General features: G+C 50.5%; 25 protein-coding genes and 3 pseudogenes. 3 read left to right on the top strand and 25 right to left on the bottom strand.

Features of this window, described 5'->3' with window-relative positions:
• Positions 1-447 precede the first annotated feature (447 nt).
• A complete protein-coding gene (locus tag IPF95_16985) occupies positions 448-645 on the top strand; it encodes a hypothetical protein (protein ID MBK6476379.1) in 198 nt (65 codons plus the stop codon).
• Between the two features lie 535 nt (positions 646-1,180).
• Here the strand turns inward: IPF95_16985 and IPF95_16980 are convergent.
• From IPF95_16980 to IPF95_16865, 24 genes and pseudogenes are all read right to left on the bottom strand, one after another.
• Positions 1,181-1,342, bottom strand: coding sequence for a hypothetical protein (locus IPF95_16980; GenBank protein MBK6476378.1), 162 nt, complete (start codon positions 1,340-1,342; stop codon positions 1,181-1,183).
• 303 nt (positions 1,343-1,645) lie between these two features.
• A pseudogene (locus IPF95_16975) lies at positions 1,646-2,721 on the bottom strand (response regulator).
• A 116-nt stretch (positions 2,722-2,837) separates the two neighbouring features.
• The gene (locus tag IPF95_16970) at positions 2,838-3,191 is read right to left on the bottom strand and encodes a sensor histidine kinase (GenBank protein MBK6476377.1); all 354 of its coding nucleotides are present in this window, start codon (positions 3,189-3,191) and stop codon (positions 2,838-2,840) included.
• On the bottom strand, positions 3,146-3,433 hold the full coding sequence (locus tag IPF95_16965; protein ID MBK6476376.1) for a hypothetical protein: 288 nt from the start codon (positions 3,431-3,433) through the stop codon (positions 3,146-3,148). Before IPF95_16965 ends, IPF95_16970 begins: the two co-directional genes overlap by 46 nt.
• Before the next feature lie 4 nt (positions 3,434-3,437).
• Entirely contained in the window at positions 3,438-3,935 is a 498-nt protein-coding gene (locus tag IPF95_16960; protein MBK6476375.1) for a PAS domain S-box protein, read from the bottom strand.
• A gap of 35 nt (positions 3,936-3,970) precedes the next feature.
• Positions 3,971-4,483, bottom strand: coding sequence for a cysteine dioxygenase family protein (locus tag IPF95_16955; GenBank protein MBK6476374.1), 513 nt, complete (start codon positions 4,481-4,483; stop codon positions 3,971-3,973).
• Between the two features lie 104 nt (positions 4,484-4,587).
• Positions 4,588-4,977 carry a VOC family protein gene (locus IPF95_16950; protein ID MBK6476373.1) on the bottom strand — a complete coding sequence of 130 codons (390 nt, stop codon included), beginning with the start codon at positions 4,975-4,977 and terminating at the stop codon, positions 4,588-4,590.
• Between the two features lie 71 nt (positions 4,978-5,048).
• Positions 5,049-5,444 carry a hypothetical protein gene (locus tag IPF95_16945; protein ID MBK6476372.1) on the bottom strand — a complete coding sequence of 132 codons (396 nt, stop codon included), beginning with the start codon at positions 5,442-5,444 and terminating at the stop codon, positions 5,049-5,051.
• 10 nt (positions 5,445-5,454) lie between these two features.
• Positions 5,455-6,159: a sulfite exporter TauE/SafE family protein gene (locus tag IPF95_16940; protein ID MBK6476371.1), complete on the bottom strand. Its 705-nt coding sequence runs from the start codon at positions 6,157-6,159 to the stop codon at positions 5,455-5,457.
• On the bottom strand, positions 6,156-6,407 hold the full coding sequence (locus tag IPF95_16935; GenBank protein MBK6476370.1) for a FixH family protein: 252 nt from the start codon (positions 6,405-6,407) through the stop codon (positions 6,156-6,158). Before IPF95_16935 ends, IPF95_16940 begins: the two co-directional genes overlap by 4 nt.
• Complete coding sequence (locus IPF95_16930) at positions 6,358-6,591, bottom strand: FixH family protein (protein MBK6476369.1); 234 nt, start codon at positions 6,589-6,591, stop codon at positions 6,358-6,360. Before IPF95_16930 ends, IPF95_16935 begins: the two co-directional genes overlap by 50 nt.
• Positions 6,592-6,628: 37 nt before the next feature.
• Positions 6,629-8,024: pseudogene (gene ccoG, locus IPF95_16925) on the bottom strand (cytochrome c oxidase accessory protein CcoG).
• Positions 8,021-9,202: a c-type cytochrome gene (locus IPF95_16920; GenBank protein ID MBK6476368.1), complete on the bottom strand. Its 1,182-nt coding sequence runs from the start codon at positions 9,200-9,202 to the stop codon at positions 8,021-8,023. The pseudogene ccoG and the gene IPF95_16920 overlap by 4 nt, the downstream one beginning before the upstream one ends.
• Complete coding sequence (locus IPF95_16915) at positions 9,192-9,395, bottom strand: CcoQ/FixQ family Cbb3-type cytochrome c oxidase assembly chaperone (GenBank protein ID MBK6476367.1); 204 nt, start codon at positions 9,393-9,395, stop codon at positions 9,192-9,194. The genes IPF95_16920 and IPF95_16915 overlap by 11 nt, the downstream gene beginning before the upstream one ends.
• Positions 9,395-11,527 (bottom strand): cytochrome-c oxidase, cbb3-type subunit I, encoded by a 2,133-nt coding sequence (gene ccoN / locus IPF95_16910; protein ID MBK6476366.1) that lies wholly within the window; start codon positions 11,525-11,527, stop codon positions 9,395-9,397. The genes IPF95_16915 and ccoN overlap by 1 nt, the downstream gene beginning before the upstream one ends.
• 45 nt (positions 11,528-11,572) lie before the next feature.
• On the bottom strand, positions 11,573-11,743 hold the full coding sequence (gene ccoS / locus IPF95_16905; GenBank protein MBK6476365.1) for a cbb3-type cytochrome oxidase assembly protein CcoS: 171 nt from the start codon (positions 11,741-11,743) through the stop codon (positions 11,573-11,575).
• Between the two features lie 217 nt (positions 11,744-11,960).
• A complete protein-coding gene (locus IPF95_16900) occupies positions 11,961-12,530 on the bottom strand; it encodes a fasciclin domain-containing protein (GenBank protein MBK6476364.1) in 570 nt (189 codons plus the stop codon).
• 90 nt (positions 12,531-12,620) lie between these two features.
• Positions 12,621-13,054 (bottom strand): annotated as a pseudogene (locus IPF95_16895) (CopD family protein).
• 70 nt (positions 13,055-13,124) lie between these two features.
• Positions 13,125-13,892 (bottom strand): ABC transporter permease, encoded by a 768-nt coding sequence (locus IPF95_16890; protein ID MBK6476363.1) that lies wholly within the window; start codon positions 13,890-13,892, stop codon positions 13,125-13,127.
• Complete coding sequence (locus IPF95_16885; protein ID MBK6476362.1) at positions 13,876-14,613, bottom strand: ABC transporter ATP-binding protein; 738 nt, start codon at positions 14,611-14,613, stop codon at positions 13,876-13,878. The genes IPF95_16890 and IPF95_16885 overlap by 17 nt, the downstream gene beginning before the upstream one ends.
• Complete coding sequence (locus tag IPF95_16880; GenBank protein MBK6476361.1) at positions 14,606-15,850, bottom strand: nitrous oxide reductase family maturation protein NosD; 1,245 nt, start codon at positions 15,848-15,850, stop codon at positions 14,606-14,608. Before IPF95_16880 ends, IPF95_16885 begins: the two co-directional genes overlap by 8 nt.
• Positions 15,847-16,905: a nitrous oxide reductase accessory protein NosL gene (locus tag IPF95_16875; protein MBK6476360.1), complete on the bottom strand. Its 1,059-nt coding sequence runs from the start codon at positions 16,903-16,905 to the stop codon at positions 15,847-15,849. Before IPF95_16875 ends, IPF95_16880 begins: the two co-directional genes overlap by 4 nt.
• Positions 16,906-16,984: 79 nt before the next feature.
• Positions 16,985-18,979, bottom strand: coding sequence for a Sec-dependent nitrous-oxide reductase (nosZ, locus tag IPF95_16870; GenBank protein ID MBK6476359.1), 1,995 nt, complete (start codon positions 18,977-18,979; stop codon positions 16,985-16,987).
• A gap of 42 nt (positions 18,980-19,021) precedes the next feature.
• Positions 19,022-19,435, bottom strand: a complete 414-nt coding sequence (locus tag IPF95_16865) for a cytochrome c (protein MBK6476358.1) — start codon at positions 19,433-19,435, stop codon at positions 19,022-19,024.
• 184 nt (positions 19,436-19,619) lie between these two features.
• Between IPF95_16865 and IPF95_16860 the strand changes: the two genes are divergently transcribed.
• Together IPF95_16860 and IPF95_16855 are read left to right on the top strand one after the other, a co-directional pair.
• Positions 19,620-20,855: a hypothetical protein gene (locus tag IPF95_16860; protein ID MBK6476357.1), complete on the top strand. Its 1,236-nt coding sequence runs from the start codon at positions 19,620-19,622 to the stop codon at positions 20,853-20,855.
• A 183-nt stretch (positions 20,856-21,038) separates the two neighbouring features.
• Entirely contained in the window at positions 21,039-21,614 is a 576-nt protein-coding gene (locus IPF95_16855; protein ID MBK6476356.1) for a nuclear transport factor 2 family protein, read from the top strand.
• A 215-nt stretch (positions 21,615-21,829) separates the two neighbouring features.
• On the opposite strand, the gene IPF95_16850 is transcribed toward IPF95_16855, so the two are convergent.
• Complete coding sequence (locus IPF95_16850) at positions 21,830-22,171, bottom strand: hypothetical protein (protein MBK6476355.1); 342 nt, start codon at positions 22,169-22,171, stop codon at positions 21,830-21,832.
• Positions 22,172-22,263: the final 92 nt, after the last annotated feature.

Genomic DNA, 22,263 nt, shown 5'->3' with positions numbered 1-22,263 from the left:
TTTTCAAATCATCGTCGTCCGGAACAATCCCAGCTCGGCAGATTGACGTCCCGGAAGACCTTATTTTGCTGAACTGGTCTGCCGGACACCAAAGTTAGGTGGTCCGTTAAAAACGTAAAGCCGTTGGTTGGGGTACATCCGAAAAGTGGTATGATCATGTGGTTTCAGTGAACAATTCCTTTGTAATCTCGCTGGGCCATTAAATGCATCAGCACCAGCTCCACCATCGTTGAATATGCTACGGATCTTGAAATAGAGTAAATACCCTTATATTGATTTTACCAATAGATCCATGATTACGCACCAGATCTTGATCCGATCGCGTTCTCATTGTCACCTATGAAGTCGGTAAACTTCAGGTTCTGCTTGAGACGCTTGAATAGTATCTCTAATTTCCTACCGCTGTTTATAGGCTCGGGCTACGCTCCACCGGATCCCATTTTACCCATGTTGGTAATGAATTGCAAGGTGGCGTTTGAAGGTCTGGTCGTAGGCTATCAAGCGCAACAGTATAGGGTTGAGTTCGCCTTCGTGGCCCAGCAGAACCCATTGGTCTTTTTGAGTACTCCAGCCTTCTTGGCGCTTGCGCTTACCGGGCCATCGCGGACAAGTAAGTATTTGCACCTGTGCTTCGTGCAGGTTTAGGCGCGTAACAAATGCACCCCGGTCTTACCCCAGTGCCTATACAAAGGGTAGTTCATGTACGCCCCTATTGAACACCAACATGGTTCCCTTGGCCATGTTCTTGAACTCAGGCATGAACTGCTTGTCGTTGGTGGCCGCTTTGTAAATCCGAATCAGAGATGGCACTTCTTCAGTAAGGTGCACTCCATGTGGACCTTCACTCCAAGTTCCTCTTGCGTTTTCCGTCGGCAGGAGTGCGCCCACAAGCCTTTATCTCTTTGAAAAGTGTAACTGTGGTTGAGTCTACCAAGAACAAATTACGTAGCCAACGTCTGTTCTTTTGGCAAACTGCCGTCCGATAAATAGTGTCTATATCGGCGGTAGAAGGTCCGGAAAACCCTAGCGAACAACTCTGGTGGTCGCTCTTATTCGTATCGCTTAGGTGCTGCGTTTGGGCAGGTGAGTAACCTCTGTAGTGTTTCAGACCTTCGCTATAACCCGCTAAACCACTGGTGAGTTCGTGAAGCCCCGAAGTTCTTTGGAACACGGCAAAAACCTATAGCACCCCATCAAGGTCCATGTAGTTGAGCTTTACAGCGAAGTCTGCACCGGTTTCAACTACCGCATTATGGAAGTCTTTCGGTGATAAGCGATAACAGCCGTCCGTAAACCGGAGTTCCGAGCCTTGCCTTAATTTTGCCCATGGTACTATTTTCAATTATGGAAAGGATCCGCGACGCAATCAGGGGGTCCCTTTCCTATTTTAGCAGTGCACAAAATTATCCGGTCCGTTCTATTGTTCCAAGGACGTGCAGTGATTTTCAAATATTGAATCCATGATTATTGTGTTTTTGATTATGGCCAACAAGAGGCTTATCCAACGACCCTTAGATAGTTCCGCTATCCAAGCGCCGTGAAAAGAGGTCGTAAGGAATTGAAAGCCAAGATAATGTATTTCTGGCGTTGATAAGATCCTTGGTTATGCAGCAAGATCTAGACTGTCCGGTATGCTAGTATCCACTTAAACTCGATGGTACTCTCGCCGATAGGCCAGCTTCTCCAGACCTGTTTTATCAGCGATCTGAATATCCCGGCCTTGCGTGGTGATCAGTCCTTCATCCTTCAGGTCGCTCAAACACCGGATCAGTGATTCCGTTGCCGTGCCCACGATGCTTGCTAGGTCTTCTCTGCTTATGCGCAAGCCGAGGTCTGCTTTGTCCTCCTCCGCATAGCGGTCATGCACACGTAACAGCGCTTGCGCAACGCGCTGACGAACGCTGGCATAGGCAAGTTGCAATAAGTGCTTTTCCTTTCCTTTTACATCGTGCGTGAGCATTTTGATGAAGCGGATGCCTATCACGGTCCTTATGCAGCAGGGCCAAGAGGTCTTCGCACGGGATCAGCGCAACTTCGCAGTCTTCCAACGCTTCGGCGGTCTCCATGGCACGGCCGTTCTCCAAAAGTCCCATGTAGCCCACGAAATCACCGATCCCGTGGAGGCCCGTCACCACCTTGCCGTCGTTGTTCATCTTGTACGTGCGCACTTTCCCAGCTACGATGTACGGGAGCTGGCGCATCCGTCGCCATCATGGAACAAGGTTTCCTTCTTCGCGATCTTGCGCGTTTTGCGATGGCTGCTTATATCCTTCAACGCTTCCAGACCGCGGGCCTTGTCCATGAATTTGTTCAGGCCTTCGAAGCCATTGTCAAAGCCTTTGCGGAATAGATCGCTCCGTTTCAAACGCCCTTCTACGGCATTGAGCAATCACCCTCTTCGAATGGTTTGGTGAGGTGTCATCGGCACCCAATTCCATCCCCTTTCGCACATCGCTGCGTTCTGCTTTTGCACTGAGAAAGATGAACGGATCTCGGCTGCCGGCTGCTGGATCGCGGCCCAACAGGTACAGTACACCATGTCCATCGAGTTCCGGCATCATGATGTCGCAGAGTATCGAATCGGGTGATTCCTCCGCGGGCTATTTCCACGCCGCGCCTCCTGTTCTCCGCTTTCAATACACGGTAGTCCGCGAGTTCCAATATCTCGGCGGTGTTCTCACGCATGTCGGCATCGTCCTCTATCAATAGTATGGTCTTCACGAATTGTGTCAGGTAGCTAGTTTTGTCGGAAGGGTGACCGTGAACAGTGTATTGCCAAGGTGCGCTTTTGAAGTCGATCGTGCCTTGGAGAATTTCCAAATAGCGTTTCACAAGATTTAGGCCAAGTCCTGTTCTTGTATCGTGGATGCGTTGCTACCACGGAAGAAACGTTCGAATAGATGCTGTTGATCTTCTTCAGGGATGCCCATGCCTCCATCGCGTACGGTAACGATCAATCGGTCGTGCTCAACTTGAGTGGATAATTTGACGGGTTTGTTCTCCGGTGAGTATTCGATCGCATTGGTCACCAGGTTGGCGATCACATTGCTCAGCATCTGGCGGTCCAATAATACGGTACGTTCTCCGGCCGTGTGGTCATAATCCAACGCTTGGCCCAGTTTGGCCAATTGCCGCAATTCTTCGATCAATTCAATACTGAGACAACAATGTCGAAGGTGGATGGATTGCATTGTACCTGCCCTTGCTCGATACGTTCCAGTGAAAGGAACTCGTTCAACATGGCGGTCATCTCCCGCACTTTGTTCCGTATCCGGCCAATGTGTTTGTCCACTTTCTCATCACTGGCTTCTTCCGTATACCTGCCGATCGATCCACACTGCTTGCGCATCGTGCTGAGCGGAGTGCGGAATTCGTGACTTGCCATGGCCACGAACCTGCTCTTCAATGCATGCAGTTCACGCTCTTTTTCCAATGCTTCACGAATAGTTGATTCCGCGGTCTTCAGTTCCGCTGTGCGCTGGTGTACCAGTTCTTCCAATTCCTGTTTGCTCCTGCGTAACACGACCTCCTGCCTCGTGCCGCAGCGTAATATCGGTCACTAGCCCCATTGCATACTGCTTTTCGTCCACTTTGAAGCGATTGAGACTGACCTCAACGGGGAATATGCTTCCATCCTTGCGCTTCCCGTTGAGTTCCATTCTGATCCCCATGTAACGTTCCACTGGCCTTTCATTGTACTTTTCTCTATGGTTCTTGTGTTGTCCGCGTATCGCATCAGGGATCAATATTTCTATTGTTCTACCGCTCAATTCATCATTCGCGTATCCGAACATGGTATTGAGCCGTGGGTTGTTCATTACGATCACCCCAGCGCGATCAACAACCACCAGTCCTTCCGCTGCGGTTCGGAACAGTAGACCACCGACCCGTTCCATGTCCAACGTGTCCAGAACCTTTGCCTTTGAGGTGCTCATGCCGGAAAGATAAGGCAGAGCAGGCGCAGGTAAGCTCACGGCGCTGGACCTGCTGGTGCGATAGTGGCTTCTCCCGTGCCTGGATCGTAGACACGCCACTTGCTCATCGGTTTTGCGTAGAGATTCAACGTAATTGCACGTTCAGGTCCTTTATTGATGAACCGGTGGATCGAGGAGCCATTGGTGAGCGAGTCATCTTCTCCTGGTCGCAGCATCAATTCGCATGTTCTTTGGAGTCCGTCACCGGTATAGATGAAACGTTCTTCCACCACCTCCCCCTTCACAGCATGTATCCAGGCCGTTTGGCTGTCATAATCATGGATGCTTGTACTTTGGCCGGGTTCGTAGCAGATCACCAAAAGTTCAAAGTCATTGTTCCGTTGGATGCAGGTGCGGGTGTAGTGTTTATTGTTCCAGCGGAAATAGGGCGCAATGTCCTTTATTGGAACATTGTAGCGTGCTAGGATCTCTCCAAATTCACTTCGGTCCCGGTGCCGCAAAAGTTCGCGCACCAATTCACGTATCGATGTGATCGATTGCAATGGCATTGTAGCGTACGCCTCAAGGGCGCAATACACAAACGTACCGGGCTATTGCGTGTATTACCCTGACGAATGTCAGGGAAGACGCAAGGAACTGGTATAAACCCCGATCAATGATCGATCTGACATGCCAACGCGATGACATGTCCATCCGGATCCACGAAATATGCTGTGCGATGTCCCCAATCGCGGTCTTTGGCTCCGTCTATCAACCGCGCTCCGGCTTGCTTGGCTCGTTCGCACGCAGCAACAAGATCCGTACCTACCAGGTACAACTCACATCTCGGTGTGCCATTAGCGGTAGAAGGATGGGGTAGTGGCCCACTGATGATCTTGGCAATTCCGTTCTCCGGCATCAATCCCAGAACGCTGCCACCGGGAAGTTCGAACTCCGTCATGCCCGGTACGTTGAGCGTGGGTTCCAGGCCTAGTAGAGCGGTGTAGAATGATGTGCTACGGAGTTGATCCTGCACGTATAGTATGAAGTGGATGCGCAACATTCAATTTGAAATAGTGGTCACGACCGGACATTACGTGACCGATCAAGCGATCGATCACTTAATGGATACCATCACATGCGTTTCACCAACCACTGCATGAATTCACTTTTCAGTTCGTAGTATAATTTGTCGAATGTCTCCATAGCTCCGCGATGCGTGGTGTGATCCGTAAAAAGCCGATGGTCGATCGCTATGGGATGCTCTATGCTCTCTTTCGCCAACCCGTTCTCATGGAGCTTCAGTTCGTGTCTGAGTTCATCGATCACTTCACGTTGACGGATGTATTGGTTCTGGAAGTGCTCCAGCTCTGCCATGACCTCATATCCGGTGTTCCGCTTCGCGATCTCTTCCATGCGGTGTTCCAAAATGCTGATCTCTTCTTTGCAGAACGCCAATTTGTTCAACCAAAGTTCATGGTCGTTATGGAGGTCGGTAATGTGTACTTTTTTTTCTGTCGTGGTGTTCATGGGATCTTGTTCAATGACAATTAATAATGGTGCCAGCTACTGTCGGCGGTGGTGGACTTATCAAAGGTATTCCTAATTCCAAGCCGCGTAGGATCATTAACACGGCTAACGTTGTTACAAGGACAGGTGAAGCTCGGCGCAACATTTTACGGGCATTGGTGCCGAGCATGGATCCACTCATTCTCAACGCGATCAATGCAGGCCAAGTTCCTAATCCGAACAACGCCATGAACAATGCACCTTGCCATACCGTTCCGAATGTTGCGGCTCCAAGCGCAGCGGCATAGACCAATCCGCATGGTAATAGACCATTGAGCGATCCCGTAAGGAACAAGGCTTCGGGCGCAGTGCGTTTCAAGTTCCTTGCCAGCAGACTACGCATTCTACCAATGAACAGGGCTATTGATCCCGTGGGTGACCAACGCTCAAAGAGGCCCGGTACGATCACGGATATCAGCAATATGGTCCCGGCAACGATCGTCGTGGTGCGCTGGAGGCCGGCAAGCTCCAATGCTTTTCCAAAGGCTCCGAATGCTACACCCAAGAGCATGTACGTGAGAAGTCGTCCGCTATTCAGGATCAACGTGCTGCTGAGCCTTGCACGCCAACCCGGTGCAGGGGAGGGCACGGCCAAAGCAATAGGTCCGCACATTCCAACACAATGCGCGCTGCCCGCAATACCAAGTATGAAAGCGGTGGCGAGCAGCGCATTCATTGTACCACTATTCTTTGTTCAGAGTAATACGCGCTCTCACCTGCTTTCCATTCCAACAAGGCGTTGTACCGGCCAGGCGCAAGTAGATCCCCTTCGATCTCGAAAATACCATCACTGCTTGCCATTACTGCGATCGCTTTATCCAAAGTAGGGTTGTTCGGGCGCAGCAGTGTGAGCTCGCCCGTCATTGTTCCAGGGTCAATTTCTTTTGGGAATTCCACTCGAATGCCATTTGCAGTGATCCGCATCACCATCCGCCGAAAGTGCATCTGCGCGGTTGGTATTGTTGATCCGTTGCTGGTATTTCAGCTCTTGTTCGTAGTACTTGTCCGTTACCAAAGGTGAAGGATTCCCCGAAGCTCTGATCAGGAAGTAGGCCATCATTCCCGCAAAGGCGATCAGCGCTAGTGTTATTCCTTTTCCCCAATTCATTTCTTATTGATCACGATCGGTCCCACAAAGGATGTCTTTACTTTCTCAAGAGCTTATCACCACTGAAAACGCCTATCACCAACTTGGTCTTGGTGCCTTGCAATTGATCTTTGGAAGGATGATGAACAACTCACCTTGCGCCAATTCACCAGCCTTCAGGTCCATCGACTTTCCGATCAACTTGATCTCGCCATCAGCATTCATCAATTCCATACGCAAGGGCATATCGTATTGTGTCTTGTTCATGGTCTTAACGTGGTACAAGTTACTGATGCGGCCATCCGGTTGTTCTTGGAAGAGCATTCCTGGCGTGCGTAGAAGGGTAGTATCCGTATCAGATCGTATGGCGATCAACGTGCTGAGTACACCGATCAGCGCTACCAATACCACGGAATACGCCTTCATCCGTGTATCGAAACGGAACGGCTTCTTGTCCGCGATCTCGGATTCACTGGCATAGCGGATCAACCCTTTGGGCAAGTTCACACTTTCCATCATGTGATCACACGCATCAATGCATGCCGTGCAATTCACACATTCCAATTGTGTTCCGTTGCGGATATCGATCCCCGTAGGACATACATGAACACAGGCCTTGCAATCGATGCAATCGCCCTTGCCGGCTTCTTCGCGCACCTCGTTCTTCCGGAAAAGACCACGTGTCTCGCCACGTACATGATCATAAGCGATGATGATGCTTTGCGATCCAACAATACGCCCTGTAAGCGACCATAAGGACAAACCGTGGTACATGCTTGTTCCCGGAAGAACGCGAAGTTGCCATAGAACGCTCCGCTGAACGCAACGATCGCTGCCAGACCACCCATGTGCTGGTTCGCTGGTTCCCTAATGATCCTCAACAATTCATCCGAACCGATGATATAGGCCAGAAAGGTGTTCGCAATGATGAAGCTGATGCTGAAGAAGATGATGTGCTTCAGCGTTTTCTTCCAAGCCTTGTTGGCATCCATCGGGCCTTTGTTCAAGGCTTGTTGTTGTTTCCAATCGCCCTCAATGGCGTACTCTATTCGGCGGAAAACATGTTCCATGAATACCGTTTGCGGACAGGCCCAGCCACAGAAAAGCCGACCGAACGCGACGGTGAACAAGGCGACGAAGACAATGAACGTGAGAAAGCCGATCACGAAGATCAAGAAGTCCTGTGGCCAGAACACCTGCCCGAAGAAAACGAACCGTCGTTCCACCAAGTTGATCATCAACAAGGGTTCTCCGTCTATGCGAATGAACGGACCAACGAATAAAAGGACAAGCACGGAATAGGCGAACAGCTGTCGCCACTTGGTGAACTTTCCCTTGGGTTTCTTCGGATAGACCCAAACGCGTTTTCCTGCTTTGTCCACCGTGCTTATCGCATCCCGGTAGCTTTCATCCGGCGCTGTGTCGCGCTTTATATGAGCGGGTTGAGGTGTCATTGCGTCACCGCCACGGACGTAGTATCCGCAGTGATGGCCGTACTATCGGTAGGCACGGCTCCATCTTCTTGCCAGAGCTCACCTTGCGGTGCTTTTTGTGTGGCAGGGCCTGTGCCCTGTAAGCTCATGATGTAGCTGGATAATTCACTGATCTCTTTAGGTTGCAATTGGCTCTTCCAACTGATCATGCCTTTTTCCGGAACGCCGTACTTGATGGTCTTGAACACGTTCTTGATGCCACCGCCATGTATCCAATGAGCATCTGTCAGATTCGGACCAACAGAGTTCTCGGATCCAGCTGCATCGGCCCCGTGGCAAGGTGTACAGAAGGTTGTGAAGTTGGCTTTGCCCGCTGCCAGAAAGTTCGCCTCAGTGCTCATTTCCACATTGGTCTCATCCACTGTAGCGGTCTGGGTCGATTTATATGCTGCAATGTCGATCTCCGCTTGTGCCATGGCTTCTTTGTATTCTGTGTTCTGTTCCGGTAGGATATCCAGGACATGGACTGCGGCCAAGTAGAATACGCCCCATGCAATACAACCGTAGAACAACCACACCCACCAAGGCGGCAGCACGTTGTCAAGCTCGCGGATACCATCATAGTCGTGCTCCAACAAGATGTCTTTTTCCTTTTCGATCTCAACCTGCTTGGTCAAGCTCTTCATCAGCTTATCCCACCAACTTGGTTCCAGCGCTCTTGCTGTTTCAAGTGCGGCTTCTTTTTCTTCTGAACCGCTTACCATGCGCGTAAGCCTCCGTACCAGATTCAATTGAACGAGCAGGATGATGAATAGAAATGCATTGATGATCGTCAGTATCCAGAAGGTGTGATAGCTGCTTATGTCAGCATCAGTTCCTTTGAATGCTTGCGCATTGACGGTGCTCGCGGTGAGCAACAGGAATGGCAGCAGAATGGCTGCTTTGTTGCGATCACTCAGCAATTTGGTGATCCATCCTCCCGGACCGCCCATGGTGCGCATTATGCTCGCCAAAGAAGCAATGAATATCACCTGTGTCAAAGCCAGTGCAACCAGCGCATAGAGGAGATCCCGGCTCACGTGTAGCACGGGTTCTACTTGAACGGCCTGCACTGCGTCCTGTGCGAGAAGGGGTAGCGTGGTCGTTGCCATGAAGGCAATGACGGTTCCGCGTAGGATTGAATTGCGCTCAATGATCATTGTGTTCTATTTCGAGGGTGGAAAATTCTTCGTTGATCGGCAGTGCTGCCATGTGGTCCATGTGATCGCGACCCACTTTCCGCAACCAGACCAGCATCAGAACGAAGAAGGTGAAGAACAGTACGAACGAGATCGCCGGGTATATACCGATCCCGTTGATCGTGTCCATGTGGTGCTTGATGAATTTCAGCATTAGGGTAGCTGACTGATCTCTACGACCGGTTTGCTCTTGATGTCCGTTCCCAGCCGTTGCAAGTAGGCGATGACCGCAATGATCTCGCGATCGCTTTGAGCATCGATCCCGTCCTTTTTCAATCGAGCCGTTATCGCATCGCGCTGTTTCACGATGTCGTCGTTTGCTTTTGCAGGGAAGTCCTCGGCATACGGTACGCCCATCGTTCGCATAGCCTCGATCTTTTTCTCCGTAGTGGTAATATCCAACTCGTTCTCGAACATTGCTGTATAGGCCGGCATCAAGGATCCAGGGCTCATGGACGTGGGGTCGAACATGTGGTAGTAATGCCAGCTATCGGGATACTTGGCTCCTACGCGCAACAGATCGGGGCCTGTGCGTTTGCTGCCCCATTGGAACGGATGATCATAAACGAATTCGCCCGCCTTCGCATATTCCCCATAACGTTCTGTTTCACTGCGGAACGGACGTATCATTTGAGAGTGGCAGGTGTAGCATCCTTCGCGTACGTAAATGTCCCGGCCATGAAGCTCAAGTGGTGTGTATGGCTTTACTTGACTTATTGTTGGGATGTTGCTCTTCACGAGAAACGTAGGCACGATCTCCAGTACACCACCGATGCCAACGACGATCAAACTCAAGATCAACATTTGGATCGGGCGCTTTTCAATGGCCCGATGCCAGTGCCCAGCAGAAGTCGATGCTACTTCTGCTTCCATTGCCGGTGCCTCGGCATCTTCGTTGGCGATGAGTTTACCTGTGCTTACCGTCTTGCGGATATTGTAGATCATGATCAATATACCGGTGATGTACAATGTGCCTCCCAATGCCCGTAACCAGTATGCGGTCTGGATCTCCAACAAGGTATCCAGGAAGTTCTTGTAGACCAGGAACCCATCCGGGGTGAACTGCTTCCACATAAGACTTTGGAAGAAGCCAGCGAAATAAAGTGGGATAGCATAGAAGATGATACCCAATGTGCCCAACCAGAAATGCCAATTCGCCAGCGTGGTGGAATACAGCTTGGTGCCGTAAAGGCGTGGGGCCATCCAGTAGATCATACCAAAGGCCAAGAAGCCGTTCCAACCCAATCCACCAATGTGGACGTGGGCAATGATCCAATCCGTGAAGTGTGCAATGGCATTGATGCTCTTGATGCTCAGCAGAGGACCTTCCAACGTTGCCATGCCGTAACAGGTAACTGCTACCACCATGAACTTGAGCACGGGATCTTCACGTACACGGTCCCAAGCACCGCGCAAGGTGAGCAGGCCGTTGAGCATACCGCCCCAGCTCGGTGCGATCAACATTATACTGAATACTACGCCTAGCGATTGTGCCCATTCCGGCAGCGCGCTGTATAACAAGTGATGCGGACCCGCCCAGATATAGAGGAAGATCAAACTCCAAAAGTGGATTATCGAAAGTTTATAGCTGTATACCGGACGGTTCGCAGCTTTGGGCAAGAAGTAATACATCAATCCCAAGAAGGGTGTGGTCAAGAAGAATGCTACGGCATTGTGTCCGTACCACCATTGCACAAGCGCATCCTGCACACCTGCATAATAACTGTAGCTCTTGGTGAGTGAGATCGGTAGTTCAATACTGTTCACGATGTGCAACATGGCGACAGTCACCCATGTTGCGATGTAGAACCAGATCGCCACGTACAAGTGCCGCTCACGACGCTTGAGTATAGTGCCGAACATGTTGATACCGAATACCACCCAGACCAAGGTGATCGCAATGTCGATGGGCCATTCCAATTCCGCATATTCCTTACCCGTTGTCATTCCCAAGGGTAGGGTTATAGCTGCTGCAACAATGATCAACTGCCAACCCCAGAAATGGATCGCGCTGAGCAGATCGCTGTACATCCGCGTTTTCAACAGACGTTGCAAGCTGTAATAAACACCCGCAAAAATGGCGTTGCCTACGAAGGCAAAGACCATGGCGTTCGTATGCAACGGACGCAACCGCCCGAAGCTGCCCCATTCAGCGAAGTTCCATGAAGGAAGTACCAATTGCATGGCAGCTGTTAACCCCACCAACGTGCCGACTACACCCCATAGTAAGGTAACGAACATGAAGTTCTTTGCAATGCGGTTGTCGTATTGAAAACGTTCCATCATGGTTTCTTGATCTTGCTTTGCTGCTTTCGAAAAGGAGGGGCGTGGCTATTCGGCTGTCGTCTTGGGATCCACTTGGGGTGGAAGGTCGTGCAACATACGTACTGCGGGCGATCGGTCATCATCATACTGCCCTTTGCGAACAGCCCAAACGAAGGCACCCAGAAAGACCAGGGCTACAACTGTGCTGCAAGTGATCAGTAGAAAGATGACGCTCATCAAGTGTACTCTCCTTAGGCGACGCGAAACTGATAATGATCAGTTTACCCTACCTTGAACTAGGTCAGCTTGAAAGATGACTTTCGTCAGGCCGGGCTAAGGTGATGCAAAAGTTCTTCTTGTGCAAATTTTGGGTTGAACAACGAAAGCGTCCGTTCAGGACGCTTTCGCCGCTTTCACCCAACTGCACACTTTTCCCGTATGTGCAGATGAATTATTATTTTGTGGCTGGTGGCAAGAGCACTTGCTCGATCACGCAAACAATGCCATTGCTTGCTGGCACGGTGGCTACCACCTTTGCTCCATTGATCATAACATTACCGTCAACAACGGTGATCTCCGCATTTTGGCCGTTCACCATGCCAAGTCTCTGGCCGTTCTTCAGCATCTCTGGTTTCAGAACGCCGAGTGCCACGTGGTACTCCAGGATATTAATGAGGTCTCCTTTGTTCTCGGGTTTCAACAACCCCTCAACTGTTCCGGCAGGAAGTGCTTCAAATGCAGCATTGGTAGGCGCGTACACCGTGAATGGACCGGCATTGCTGAGTGCATCAACAAGTTCAGCAGCTTGTACTGCTGCAACCAGGGTCGTGTGGTCCTTGGAACCGACAGCAATTCCCACCACATCTTTTTGTGACTGATCATCCTTAACTGTGCTTTGTCCGCCTTCGACAGGGGTTGAGGATGTGTTGTCCTGAACAGGAGCTGGTGCATCGCCGCCACAGGCCGCTAATAAAGTCACGCTGAATGCCAGGATCGATAAAATGGAAATGTTCTGCTTGCGCATGGTTCAAAGTTTATGGGTGCAATGTCTGCCGGGATGTGAAACCGGCAAATGAGCAATGTCAGTTGTTCGTATGATAGTTCACAGTAATATTCATGATAGCCTTATTGAAGCTCCCAACACCAGCATGGCGACAGCAATACCGGTTACCAATGCGATATGTGCAGCTAGGAACGGAAGTCGTTTTGGGGTGAGTGATGGAATGATCCAGAACCGGGCATGGGCGCCGGTGATCGCTGTGGTGACAATAGGATCAATTTGATCGCGACCACTTGATGGATACGATCAGCAAAGTCGAACGCAGGCAATATGCCGGGAACATAGCGATGTGCCAACAATAAACCGGTGATCAGTTGCAGGACCAATGCTGGTATTCCGATGCGCTCGAACGGATGCTCGAAACGCAAAATGACCGTAGGATCGCGATCCCGAAGTGCTTTGGGCAGCACGGATAAAAGGAGGACCAAATGCCCACCTACCCAAACGCTGGCACCTAACAGATGTAGGATGATCAGGGTGAAGTACATCACAGATGAATTGAAATGCGCTGATAGCGCTTACCGATGATCGTCAACAAGTACACGTACCGATCGAGCATTATAAATTCTTACGCTTGAAAGCACGTACCGCCCAGAACGTGGGCAAGATCACCCAAAGGAATAAAGCGAACAATGATACCAACATGCCGCCCGCACTACCGAAGAATTGCTGATATACCGCACCCGTGTATCCAAGTAAAGCGGCGAGGTCGATCTTCAGCATGATCAGTATCCGAGCGAGGTCGATGGGATTCAAGGCCGCAAGCGGAACGATCACTGGCTCGATCGGGCGATCACTGAACCCGAACATGATCCAAAGCAATATGGCATCGTATACGAGTACCATGATCACCCAAGTAACGAGCCCGATCCCAACTCCGCGAGCCCGATCCCGGTTCTTTACCGCGATCAACCCACCTATGGCGGTGAATACCGCAGTTAAAGCAGCTCCGGTCAGCAGAAGTGTGCAGCCGGCACCACCCGGGGAATATACAAGTACGGGGAGCCCCACACCAAAAAGGAACGCGACCAATAGCGCCAAGGCCACAGCCACCAATTGCCCCATTACGATGTTGCGCCTAGGCATGGGCTGCACCGCCAGTAGAACCGTGAACTCATATTGATTGTAGAAGTAGATGATGGTGAAGACCACCGACAATAAAGGCACCAAGGCGAGCGCAACCTGAGTTGTACTGATCAACGCTTTGGTAGGGTCGCCTTCCAGTATGAAGAGCCCCATTGTTACCAGCATCAATAATAGCGCATACCCCAAAGCGAACTTATTGCGCGCCAGGTCGATCAATGTGTATTTACAGACTTTCCACATTGTTCTTGGGGAGTTTGGCCAGGTACTTTGGTAACGCCTTGGAAAGCAATTTTTCACCGGTAACATCCATCACGGTCTCGGGGGCCAGAAGGGCCCTGAGGTTTCCATCCTGCAGGTACGCCATACGATCGCCCAGTTGCTGAACTTCTTCCATGATGTGTGAGGTGATCATTACCGTGGCGCCATTGCGTTTGGTTTCCATCACCGCTTCCAGTAGGGTTCCGGCACTGATCGGATCAAGTCCGGCAGTGGGTTCATCCAGGATCAGAACACTTGGTTTATACCGGAAGGCAAGAACCGCGCTTACTTTCTGACGCATACCGCCGCTCAATGTGCTCACACGTTTGTTCAGTAATCCATCAACGCCCAACGCGCTGATCAACCGATCATCGGTACTACCCGGTGCCGCATTGCGGATGTCGTTCATCATATTCAACAACTGCTCAACGGTAAGCTCACGTGGAAACTCCGAAAGCTGAGGCATATAACCGATGGAATGTCTGTATATCGGATCGCCATTTACATCCAGGCCGCGCACTTGGATGTTACCTTCCGTAGCACGGACCAGACCCAGGATGCATTTGATCAATGTGGTTTTTCCAGACCCGTTGGGGCCGATCACCATGATCACTTCGCTCGAGGCGAATGCTGCATCGACATTGCGCAATGCCCACAGTTTCCCGTAGCGTTTGCCAACATTGTTCAATACCACACTATCCATGGGGCGGTTTCATTAATGGGGTAAGGTCCTCCAACGCTTTGGGTGTAAGTGAGGGTAACAATTGCTCGGCCTGGTCCAACAGTTGCACCATTAAGCTGCGCGAAAGGACCATGGCGTAGGGCATTCGTTCCGTAACCAAGGCGAATAGTCCGAAAGGCCGGTAGGGGACATCTCCCATGCCGTTGCGATCCAGGTCATATCCTCGGTAACGGTCCCAATAGTTGCCCTTCAATGTACTTAGCACAAGGTCGCCGTTCGTGGTTACATCGAAGGTGTTACCAGTGAACGTATTGGTCTCGAATACACAATCCATACTGTTCGCGAAAAGCTTTGCGCCCCACCCATTATTACCGAAGAAATTGTCATGTATTTGCCCGCGGTTACAGCCATCCAGAAGTATAGCGATGGTATTGTCGGTGAACGTGTTGCGCGCTATTTCCACATCATTGATCTCTTTCAACATAAGCGCGTATGAACTGGCACCGCAATTATTATGGAAACGGTTGTCCGTCATGGTCACATGGTGGGTGAACATCACGGCAACCCCCGCACCGTTCTCCTCGAAGATGTTGTGCGTATAGCTGTCGCGGTGACTGAACATGAAGTGTAGACCATAGCGTGAGTTGAATGCACTGGTGTCGTAGTCGATATGTGAATCGGTTACGAATTCCAAGTAGATACCATCGCGGTGGTGCTGCACACGGTTGCCTCGGATATTAATGCCTGTGCACTTCCACAGATGGATGCCGTTGGCACGCCGGTTCTCCTCTACAGAAGCATCACCTGTCACAACATTGCGCTCAACGAGAGCCCGCAGAACACTGTTCAAGCGGATGCCGAAGAAGCAGTTTTCGATCCGATTGTTACGTACCACGAGATCGGTGAGGCCGATAGCGTTTATCGCTGCGTAGTCGTTCATATCACTGATCGCTGTTCCACGCAATACGAACCCCTCGATCACCACGTGCGATGCTGTAACGATGAGCACATCACCCTTTTCTTCGCCATCTATCACCGGCCAGTCCAAGCCGATCAATACGATCGGTCTGTTAATGCTGATCGTACCTTCCTTGTAGGTGCCGCTGCTTACCTGTATCGTATCACAATCGAGCGAGAGCAGGATGGCCTCTGTGATGGTACGAACACTTTCGGGGCTTACGGTAATAATAGTTGCTTTAGCGCTAAGACCGGAAAGAAATAGAACAACACCTAATGCATATGTAAAGTAACGGGTCACTCCGAAAGTTCCTTTCTGGCTTCTTCCCAGGTCAATAACGTACCGTGGTAGATCTTTTCAGCTGTAGCACGTTCAGCCTCGCTGGAAAATCCAGCGACATTGCCATTCATGGGGCTGTGGAGGTCAGGTGAAGCCAAGTAATATGCTTTGGTAGCGTCAATGAATGAGCTTTTATGGGCATGGTCACACACCCACCAACTCTTGACCTGTTCCTCTGCAATAGCACCCTCGGCCACATGTTGTACCATGCATTCCGGCGAATCGAAGGCATACGTCCTTCCCTTCATTGTCACTATAGCAGATGCGAACTGCGGATCCACTACCGTCATCCGGCAGGATGCACATTCTACTTTGCCGATCGCGACTTCCGGTGCGCCACCAGGACCTGCACATGATGAGGTCATCAACATAGCTATTGCCGCGACTGTCGTGGCTACAGGCGTCGTCGTGTTTTTTTTACTAGAGGCGATCACCTTTTTTGAAGGCCATCGCCATTCATAGAACCAAATAATTCCCGCGATCGATATGATGGCGAACAGGATCCAGCCACCCGTATCGGGTAAGGACCAAGCGTCGAAATTCAACAATTTCTTATGTCCGAAGAGCGGCGGTTGATAGGCCATACCCTCAATTTTGATCGCCGCATGCGGATCCAGGTTGTGGCCATAATTGTAGCCCCAACTATACATGTCCCACATGGCCCAAAGCACAAAGGCAAAGAGCGCCATCAACCAAGTGAACAGAGCGCTTACGCGACCAATTATTACTGCGACCAACCCCCAGCCGATCAAAAGGTAGAACACGTATTCCATGATCTCGAATTCAGGGAACATCTCGTTCTCGATCGTGCCCATGCCGATGTAGTGGTTCAAACCATTGATGTTCCGCACGTCGCCATCGAAGCGGTCATGGAAGATCTGGAGAAATAGGCCCTCAGGATATTGTGGTGCAACAAGATCGATACGCCAGATCGGAACCACGAGTAAGGCTCCCAGACCAAGCGCTGCGATCGCGAGCAATATGCGGTTGAACGGACGGATACGTGGAGTATTCATTGTGTTTTGTATTGCATTAAATGAAACATCCGGTGGGTGTTCAGTCCCACCGGATGTCCTTAGTCATCTCTTCTATTTCTTACGATCCCGGTTCGAATGAACGGGTAACAGCGGTCAACGGTACTTTGCTATTCGCAGGAGATACACGCACATAACCTTGCATTTCTTGGTGCAATGCGCTACAGAAGTCAGTGCAATAGAATGGGACGACACCAACTTGGTCGGGTACCCACTTCAATGTCTGTGTTTCACCCGGCATGACCAATAATTCTGCGGTGGCCGCACCTTTTACTGCAAAACCATGTGGTACATCCCAATCCTGCTCCAAGTTCGTTACGTGGAAGTATACTTCGTCACCCATCTTGATCCCTTCGATGTTATCCGGGGTGATGTGCGAGCGAATGGTGGTCATCCAAACGTGTACTTGATTACCTCTACGTTCGATCTTGGTATCTTTTTCGCCCTTGGAAACGAATTCGTGCTGGTTCTTGTTTATGTCGAAGAACTTCACCTCACGTGGACGTACCAGATCAGCCGGGATGGATTGTGCATAGTGTGGCTCACCAATGGTCGGGAAGTCAAGCAACAATTCCATCTTGTCACCTTCGATGCTGTAAAGCTGAGCGCTTTGATTCAGCTCAGGTCCAGTAGGAAGGAAACGATCTTTAGTGATCTTGTTATAAGCGATCACATATTTACCCCATGGCTTCTTGCTGTCTCCGCCAGGTATGCTCAAGTGCCCAATGCTGTAGTAAGTAGGTACACGATCCAGAACCTCCAACGTCTTCAGATCCCATTTCACGATCTCACTGCTAACGAACATGCTGGTGTAAGCATTGCCTTTTCCATCGAATTCAGTGTGCAATGGCCCTAGTCCTGGACGCTTTACTTCACCGTGAAGAACGCTTGCATATTTCAATACAGGAATGCCTTGGAAGTCACCTTCCACATCGTTCTTTGCAATAGCTTCTTGGATCTTCGCGAATGAGAATACAGGGATCAATGCAGCTAGTTTACCACTACCAACAATGAACTCCCCGCTTGGATCAACATCACAACCGTGTGGTGATTTTGGGCAAGGCATGAAGTAGAGCAGATCGGTCAATTCACGCGGATCCAATTGCAATACTTGATCCACCGTGCTGATCTCGGCGTTATGGGTATCCTCGTTCCACCAGTTGGTAACGTGCTTTCCCGGTACCATTTTTCCTTTACCTGCCTTGGCATATTCCTCGGCCTTTTTCCAATTCAGTGCCATCACATAGTCCTTGTCGTTCTGGCTTGCATTCACTTCCAACAGGCTATACGCCTGTTCGCTGTTATAGCAACTGAAGAAGAACCAGCCCTCACTTGGGCCTTTACCGGCATGTGAAAGGTCGAAGTTCATACCCGGAGTAGTGATCTGGAACGCGATGCTCATTTTTCCGGTCTCGGGCTCCGGCTTGATGAAGCTAACAGTCCCTTTGAAATTCTCCTTGTAGGAATCGATCGGTACGTCGCGTTCCTCTTCGGTTCCCATTGGAACACTGAAACGGGTCGCGCTGACAACGTACTCGCTGTTCCCGGTCGTGAACGGTGAACTGTGGTTACCTGCGCAGTTCGGGATCTCAATGATGCTCTTGGTACGGAATGTTCCAAGATCGATCAGTGCAATGCGTGGTGTGTTGTTCCCGTTAATGAAACACCACTTTCCGTCAGGTACACCATCGGTCTGGGACAGCTCCGGGTGGTGCGAATCATCCCATGGTATGAACCCGTGAGTTGTGGTAAGCATCGGTTTGGTCTCTTCGCTATAACCGTATCCACTCTGTGGATCTTGGGCGAATACCGGTATTACGCGTAATAAACGGCCGCTGGGTATACCATAGACCGCAAGTTGGCCGCTGAAGCCGCCGCTTACGAAATTGTAGAATTCATCATATGCACCAGGTTTGACATAGACTTTGGAGGCTGCATCACCTGATACGGCAGTTGCCGCAGTTGTAGGCCTGCATCCCTGCATGCTATTGAATGCCAGAAAGGCACCGCCACCTGCAATAAGCAAAGCCGCGGTTGATAAGAGAGGTCGTTTCATAAAGAGGGTTTTGTGGATGGTGAATAGGATCCGTTCTCAGGATCAAAGGGTGCGCATGTATTCAAGGATCTCGCGGGCATCGTCGTGGCTCAAATTCTGGTTCGGCATACGTACCAAACATTCTTCGAGCATCTTTTGAGCTTCTGGATCGGTTTCCAACATGGCTTCGGTATGTACGATCATGTTCATGATCCATGCTGGTTCGCGCTTCGTGATAATGCCTTTCCATCCGGGACCCACAACACGGTTCTCGCCGAGGCTGTGGCAGGCTTGGCACTTCACATCATAAGTGGTCTTTCCTTTTTCCACCAATGCAGGGTCAATATCACCCAAATTGAGATCGGCCGCCGTTATTAACTGTGCTGCTGGGGCAGCATCGGAGCTTGCGCTCGGAGCCGCGTCGGTACCGGGAGGAGTTTTTGGTCCACTATCTTCGCCGCATGAAACCATCAACATTATGCCTGCTAAAGTGGCAAGCGTTACAGATGTTCTTACAAGCATATTCTTTGTGTTGCGCATGGTGTTTGGTTTACGTGTCAAAAGTGCAAAGTTAGCTGTCACGCTTAACTGCCACAACTCAGATGCTCTTATGACTTTCATCAGCTTGTCCTCTTGTTAACCTTCCGAACCTCGCAGTCCCATGCAACGTGCCTTTTTTAGCGCTCTATTATTCTTTGCCATTGCCGCAACGATCGGATTTTTTCTTCGGTTGATCTTTGTTGTGGATATGCCATGGCTTTTGTTCAAGCCATGGATGCACGCACACTCGCACGTGGCCATGTTGGGCTGGGTGTTCCCGGCTTTGTTGGTCACTATATTGGGGCAGGACGATCGCAAAGCACCACGCTCTTTTCTATGGTGGATACTGATCTCCCAGGCCACTGTTCTAGGTATGCTGATCGCTTTCCCGCTGCAAGGGTACGGCGCTGCCTCAATTGCATTTTCCGGCTTGCAGATCTTGGCGGGTTATGTGCTTATCGCAATTGTTTGGAGGCACACTGCATCCTGGCCCAAAGAGGGGAGTAGGCGGTTGGTGCGGCTTGCATTCCTTCTTCAGATATGCAGTACGATCGGAGTGTGGGCCATGGGGCCGATAATGACCAGTAACCTTGCCGGAACGGAATGGTACTATTGGAGTGTGCAGTGGTTCCTGCATTTCCAGTTCAATGGTTGGTTCTGGTTCGCGGCCATGGCGATCGGTTCCAGATGGGCGGAACTGCACGGTGTGAATGTCCGTATCGATAACAATACGGTCACGCTTTGGGTGATCAGCATTTTCCTGACCTTTGCTCTGGTGATCGCTTGGAGCGAACGGAACGCTATTGTCCTTGCCGTGAATTCCGCTGGTGTATTGATCCAGTTCTGGGCCGCCTGGCGAACCCTGCAAGCCATGGGCCGCGCACGGTTGCGAGCGTACGTAAAGACCACGCCTTGGATGCGGGCATTGATCGGAATAATGCTCATCTCCATGGCTGCACGCATAGCTGCACAAGCAGCCGTTAGTATTCCTATGGTCGCCAATATGGCACTCACTTTGCGGAATTACGTGATCGGGTTCATCCACCTCAATACGTTGGGTGCCGTTAGCGCATTGCTCTTCACTCATGCATTGATGAAAGGTTGGTTCATCGAAAAAAAGCGGATCGTGTCATTGGCCATTATTCTTTTCATTTCAGGATTCTTGCTGTCTGAAGCATTGCTCTTTGTTCAAGGCACGATGTTCTGGATGGGGTGGGGCTTGATCCCAGATTATTATGAGCTGTTGTTGGCCGTATCGCTCCTCCTACCGGTTTCCGTTATCCTGCTTGTCCTGCACATGTGGCAAACTAGAAAGGAGAACACACCAGTTGTGACCGACATGGATACCCGTTCTTAAGTGTAGGTGCTGTTTCCCAGCGCGGTATTTGAGGGCGAAACCCGAACCAGTTAAAATTGGAATAGGACCTTAGGATCACAAGGCTTCAACCCATAGAACTGGCAATTATACGGGGTATCATAACCTGTAGAATGTGCATTTTTGCGCAGTTCTCCTTTTACTAACCTCAAATTCCTTTTCTCCATGAAGTTCGAAAAGATCGTTTTCGCTCTCGCTTTGCCAAGCCTTTTACTATTGGCCTGTTCAACGCCACCGCCATGCCCTCCGGTCGAGGAGCATTTCGTACATCCACTTTCCTCCATACCCGCTGCGGCCGATGCTAATATCGCAGTCGTGGAGAGTTACTTGAATGGTTTGCTGAAAGCTGATGCTGCCGCAATTCGCGCTGCGTGCGCCCCTGGGTTCTATGCGAACAATACATTCACACCGTCGGATTCATCGGATGTTGAGGGCATAATTGAGATGTGGGCCAAGAACGATTCAACACGCTCGGACCAGAAGCTCAGAAAGGTGTTCGCTGAGTGTGTAAGTGTTGCTGCGGGTGATGAGTACGCCGGAGATTGGGTACACTTCTGGGGTGACTATTCCGCGAAGGATAACGCTACCGGAAAATCGTATACCGTACCATTCTTTTACGATGCTCGTGTAGAGAGCGGAAAGATCACCAAGTCGTATATGTATTACGATAGACTTTCGGTTTACCATCAGCTTGGTACCACACCACCTGCACCGAAAGCAAAGAAGGAAGAGAAGAAGTGATAGTCAACCGTAATTGAGGAACGAGAGGTCGCAATGCGGCTTCTCGTTCTTGTTGTGCCTTTCGCCTTAACTCTTTTGGATCGTTATGAACAGAACGACCGCCGAGCTTGGCTCGCTGGACCATAGTCCATGCAGTTGAGTTCAACGAATCGACAGTTTCTATCCCCGATCCGTGTGGTCGTGGAGTAGTTGACGAACAGATCACAGCAGTGAAGTCAGCCCTTGACAGGCCTGTTCGCGCACCACTTTAACCACTGGACGTATTTCTCTTCACCGATCACTTTAAGGACCTTTTCCTGATATTCCTTAATGGTGGATGGTAAGGCAACTTCCTTGTTCGTGGACTTCTTGTAGACCGTACAATCCGTCTCGCAAGCGGTCTGTAGACCTTCTACCGTGTGGAGCTGTTCCGTGGTGAGGCCCAAGGACATCCATGTTTCCTTGTCAGTAGACAGGATACAGGTTGGATCGGGATCCGACAGATACTCTCTGTCCTGAGCAAGCAGTGGTCCCGGTATGCCGAGCACCACTGCAAGAATGAGCAGTTGGTTGCGCATAGGCTGAAGGTACAACATCGTTGAATGATTTGTATGGGTGATCGTCAGTTTTCTTTCGTGGGCCGCTAGCATGGCTAACTTGGAATATGTGC

The organism is Flavobacteriales bacterium (assembly GCA_016704485.1).
In the GTDB taxonomy this organism is placed as follows: Bacteria; Bacteroidota; Bacteroidia; order Flavobacteriales_F; family PHOS-HE28; genus PHOS-HE28.
The sequence above is the reverse complement of the archived record's forward strand: the minus strand, read 5'-3'. Positions and strand labels throughout refer to the sequence as shown.

Excerpts from the sequence above, each read along its gene's own strand:
- IPF95_16985 (MBK6476379.1), top strand. The coding sequence starts at position 448 with ATGTTGGTAATGAATTGCAAGGTGGCGTTTGAAGGTCTGGTCGTAGGC.
- IPF95_16970 (MBK6476377.1), bottom strand. The coding sequence starts at position 3,191 with ATGCAATCCATCCACCTTCGACATTGTTGTCTCAGTATTGAATTGATC.
- IPF95_16960 (MBK6476375.1), bottom strand. The coding sequence starts at position 3,935 with ATGAGCACCTCAAAGGCAAAGGTTCTGGACACGTTGGACATGGAACGG.
- IPF95_16955 (MBK6476374.1), bottom strand. The coding sequence starts at position 4,483 with ATGCCATTGCAATCGATCACATCGATACGTGAATTGGTGCGCGAACTT.
- IPF95_16950 (MBK6476373.1), bottom strand. The coding sequence starts at position 4,977 with ATGTTGCGCATCCACTTCATACTATACGTGCAGGATCAACTCCGTAGC.
- IPF95_16945 (MBK6476372.1), bottom strand. The coding sequence starts at position 5,444 with ATGAACACCACGACAGAAAAAAAAGTACACATTACCGACCTCCATAAC.
- IPF95_16940 (MBK6476371.1), bottom strand. The coding sequence starts at position 6,159 with ATGAATGCGCTGCTCGCCACCGCTTTCATACTTGGTATTGCGGGCAGC.
- IPF95_16935 (MBK6476370.1), bottom strand. The coding sequence starts at position 6,407 with ATGCGGATCACTGCAAATGGCATTCGAGTGGAATTCCCAAAAGAAATT.
- IPF95_16930 (MBK6476369.1), bottom strand. The coding sequence starts at position 6,591 with ATGAATTGGGGAAAAGGAATAACACTAGCGCTGATCGCCTTTGCGGGA.
- IPF95_16920 (MBK6476368.1), bottom strand. The coding sequence starts at position 9,202 with ATGATCATTGAGCGCAATTCAATCCTACGCGGAACCGTCATTGCCTTC.
- IPF95_16915 (MBK6476367.1), bottom strand. The coding sequence starts at position 9,395 with ATGCTGAAATTCATCAAGCACCACATGGACACGATCAACGGGATCGGT.
- ccoN (MBK6476366.1), bottom strand. The coding sequence starts at position 11,527 with ATGATGGAACGTTTTCAATACGACAACCGCATTGCAAAGAACTTCATG.
- ccoS (MBK6476365.1), bottom strand. The coding sequence starts at position 11,743 with ATGAGCGTCATCTTTCTACTGATCACTTGCAGCACAGTTGTAGCCCTG.
- IPF95_16900 (MBK6476364.1), bottom strand. The coding sequence starts at position 12,530 with ATGCGCAAGCAGAACATTTCCATTTTATCGATCCTGGCATTCAGCGTG.
- IPF95_16890 (MBK6476363.1), bottom strand. The coding sequence starts at position 13,892 with ATGTGGAAAGTCTGTAAATACACATTGATCGACCTGGCGCGCAATAAG.
- IPF95_16885 (MBK6476362.1), bottom strand. The coding sequence starts at position 14,613 with ATGGATAGTGTGGTATTGAACAATGTTGGCAAACGCTACGGGAAACTG.
- IPF95_16875 (MBK6476360.1), bottom strand. The coding sequence starts at position 16,905 with ATGAATACTCCACGTATCCGTCCGTTCAACCGCATATTGCTCGCGATC.
- nosZ (MBK6476359.1), bottom strand. The coding sequence starts at position 18,979 with ATGAAACGACCTCTCTTATCAACCGCGGCTTTGCTTATTGCAGGTGGC.
- IPF95_16865 (MBK6476358.1), bottom strand. The coding sequence starts at position 19,435 with ATGTTGATGGTTTCATGCGGCGAAGATAGTGGACCAAAAACTCCTCCC.
- IPF95_16860 (MBK6476357.1), top strand. The coding sequence starts at position 19,620 with ATGCAACGTGCCTTTTTTAGCGCTCTATTATTCTTTGCCATTGCCGCA.
- IPF95_16855 (MBK6476356.1), top strand. The coding sequence starts at position 21,039 with ATGAAGTTCGAAAAGATCGTTTTCGCTCTCGCTTTGCCAAGCCTTTTA.
- IPF95_16850 (MBK6476355.1), bottom strand. The coding sequence starts at position 22,171 with ATGCGCAACCAACTGCTCATTCTTGCAGTGGTGCTCGGCATACCGGGA.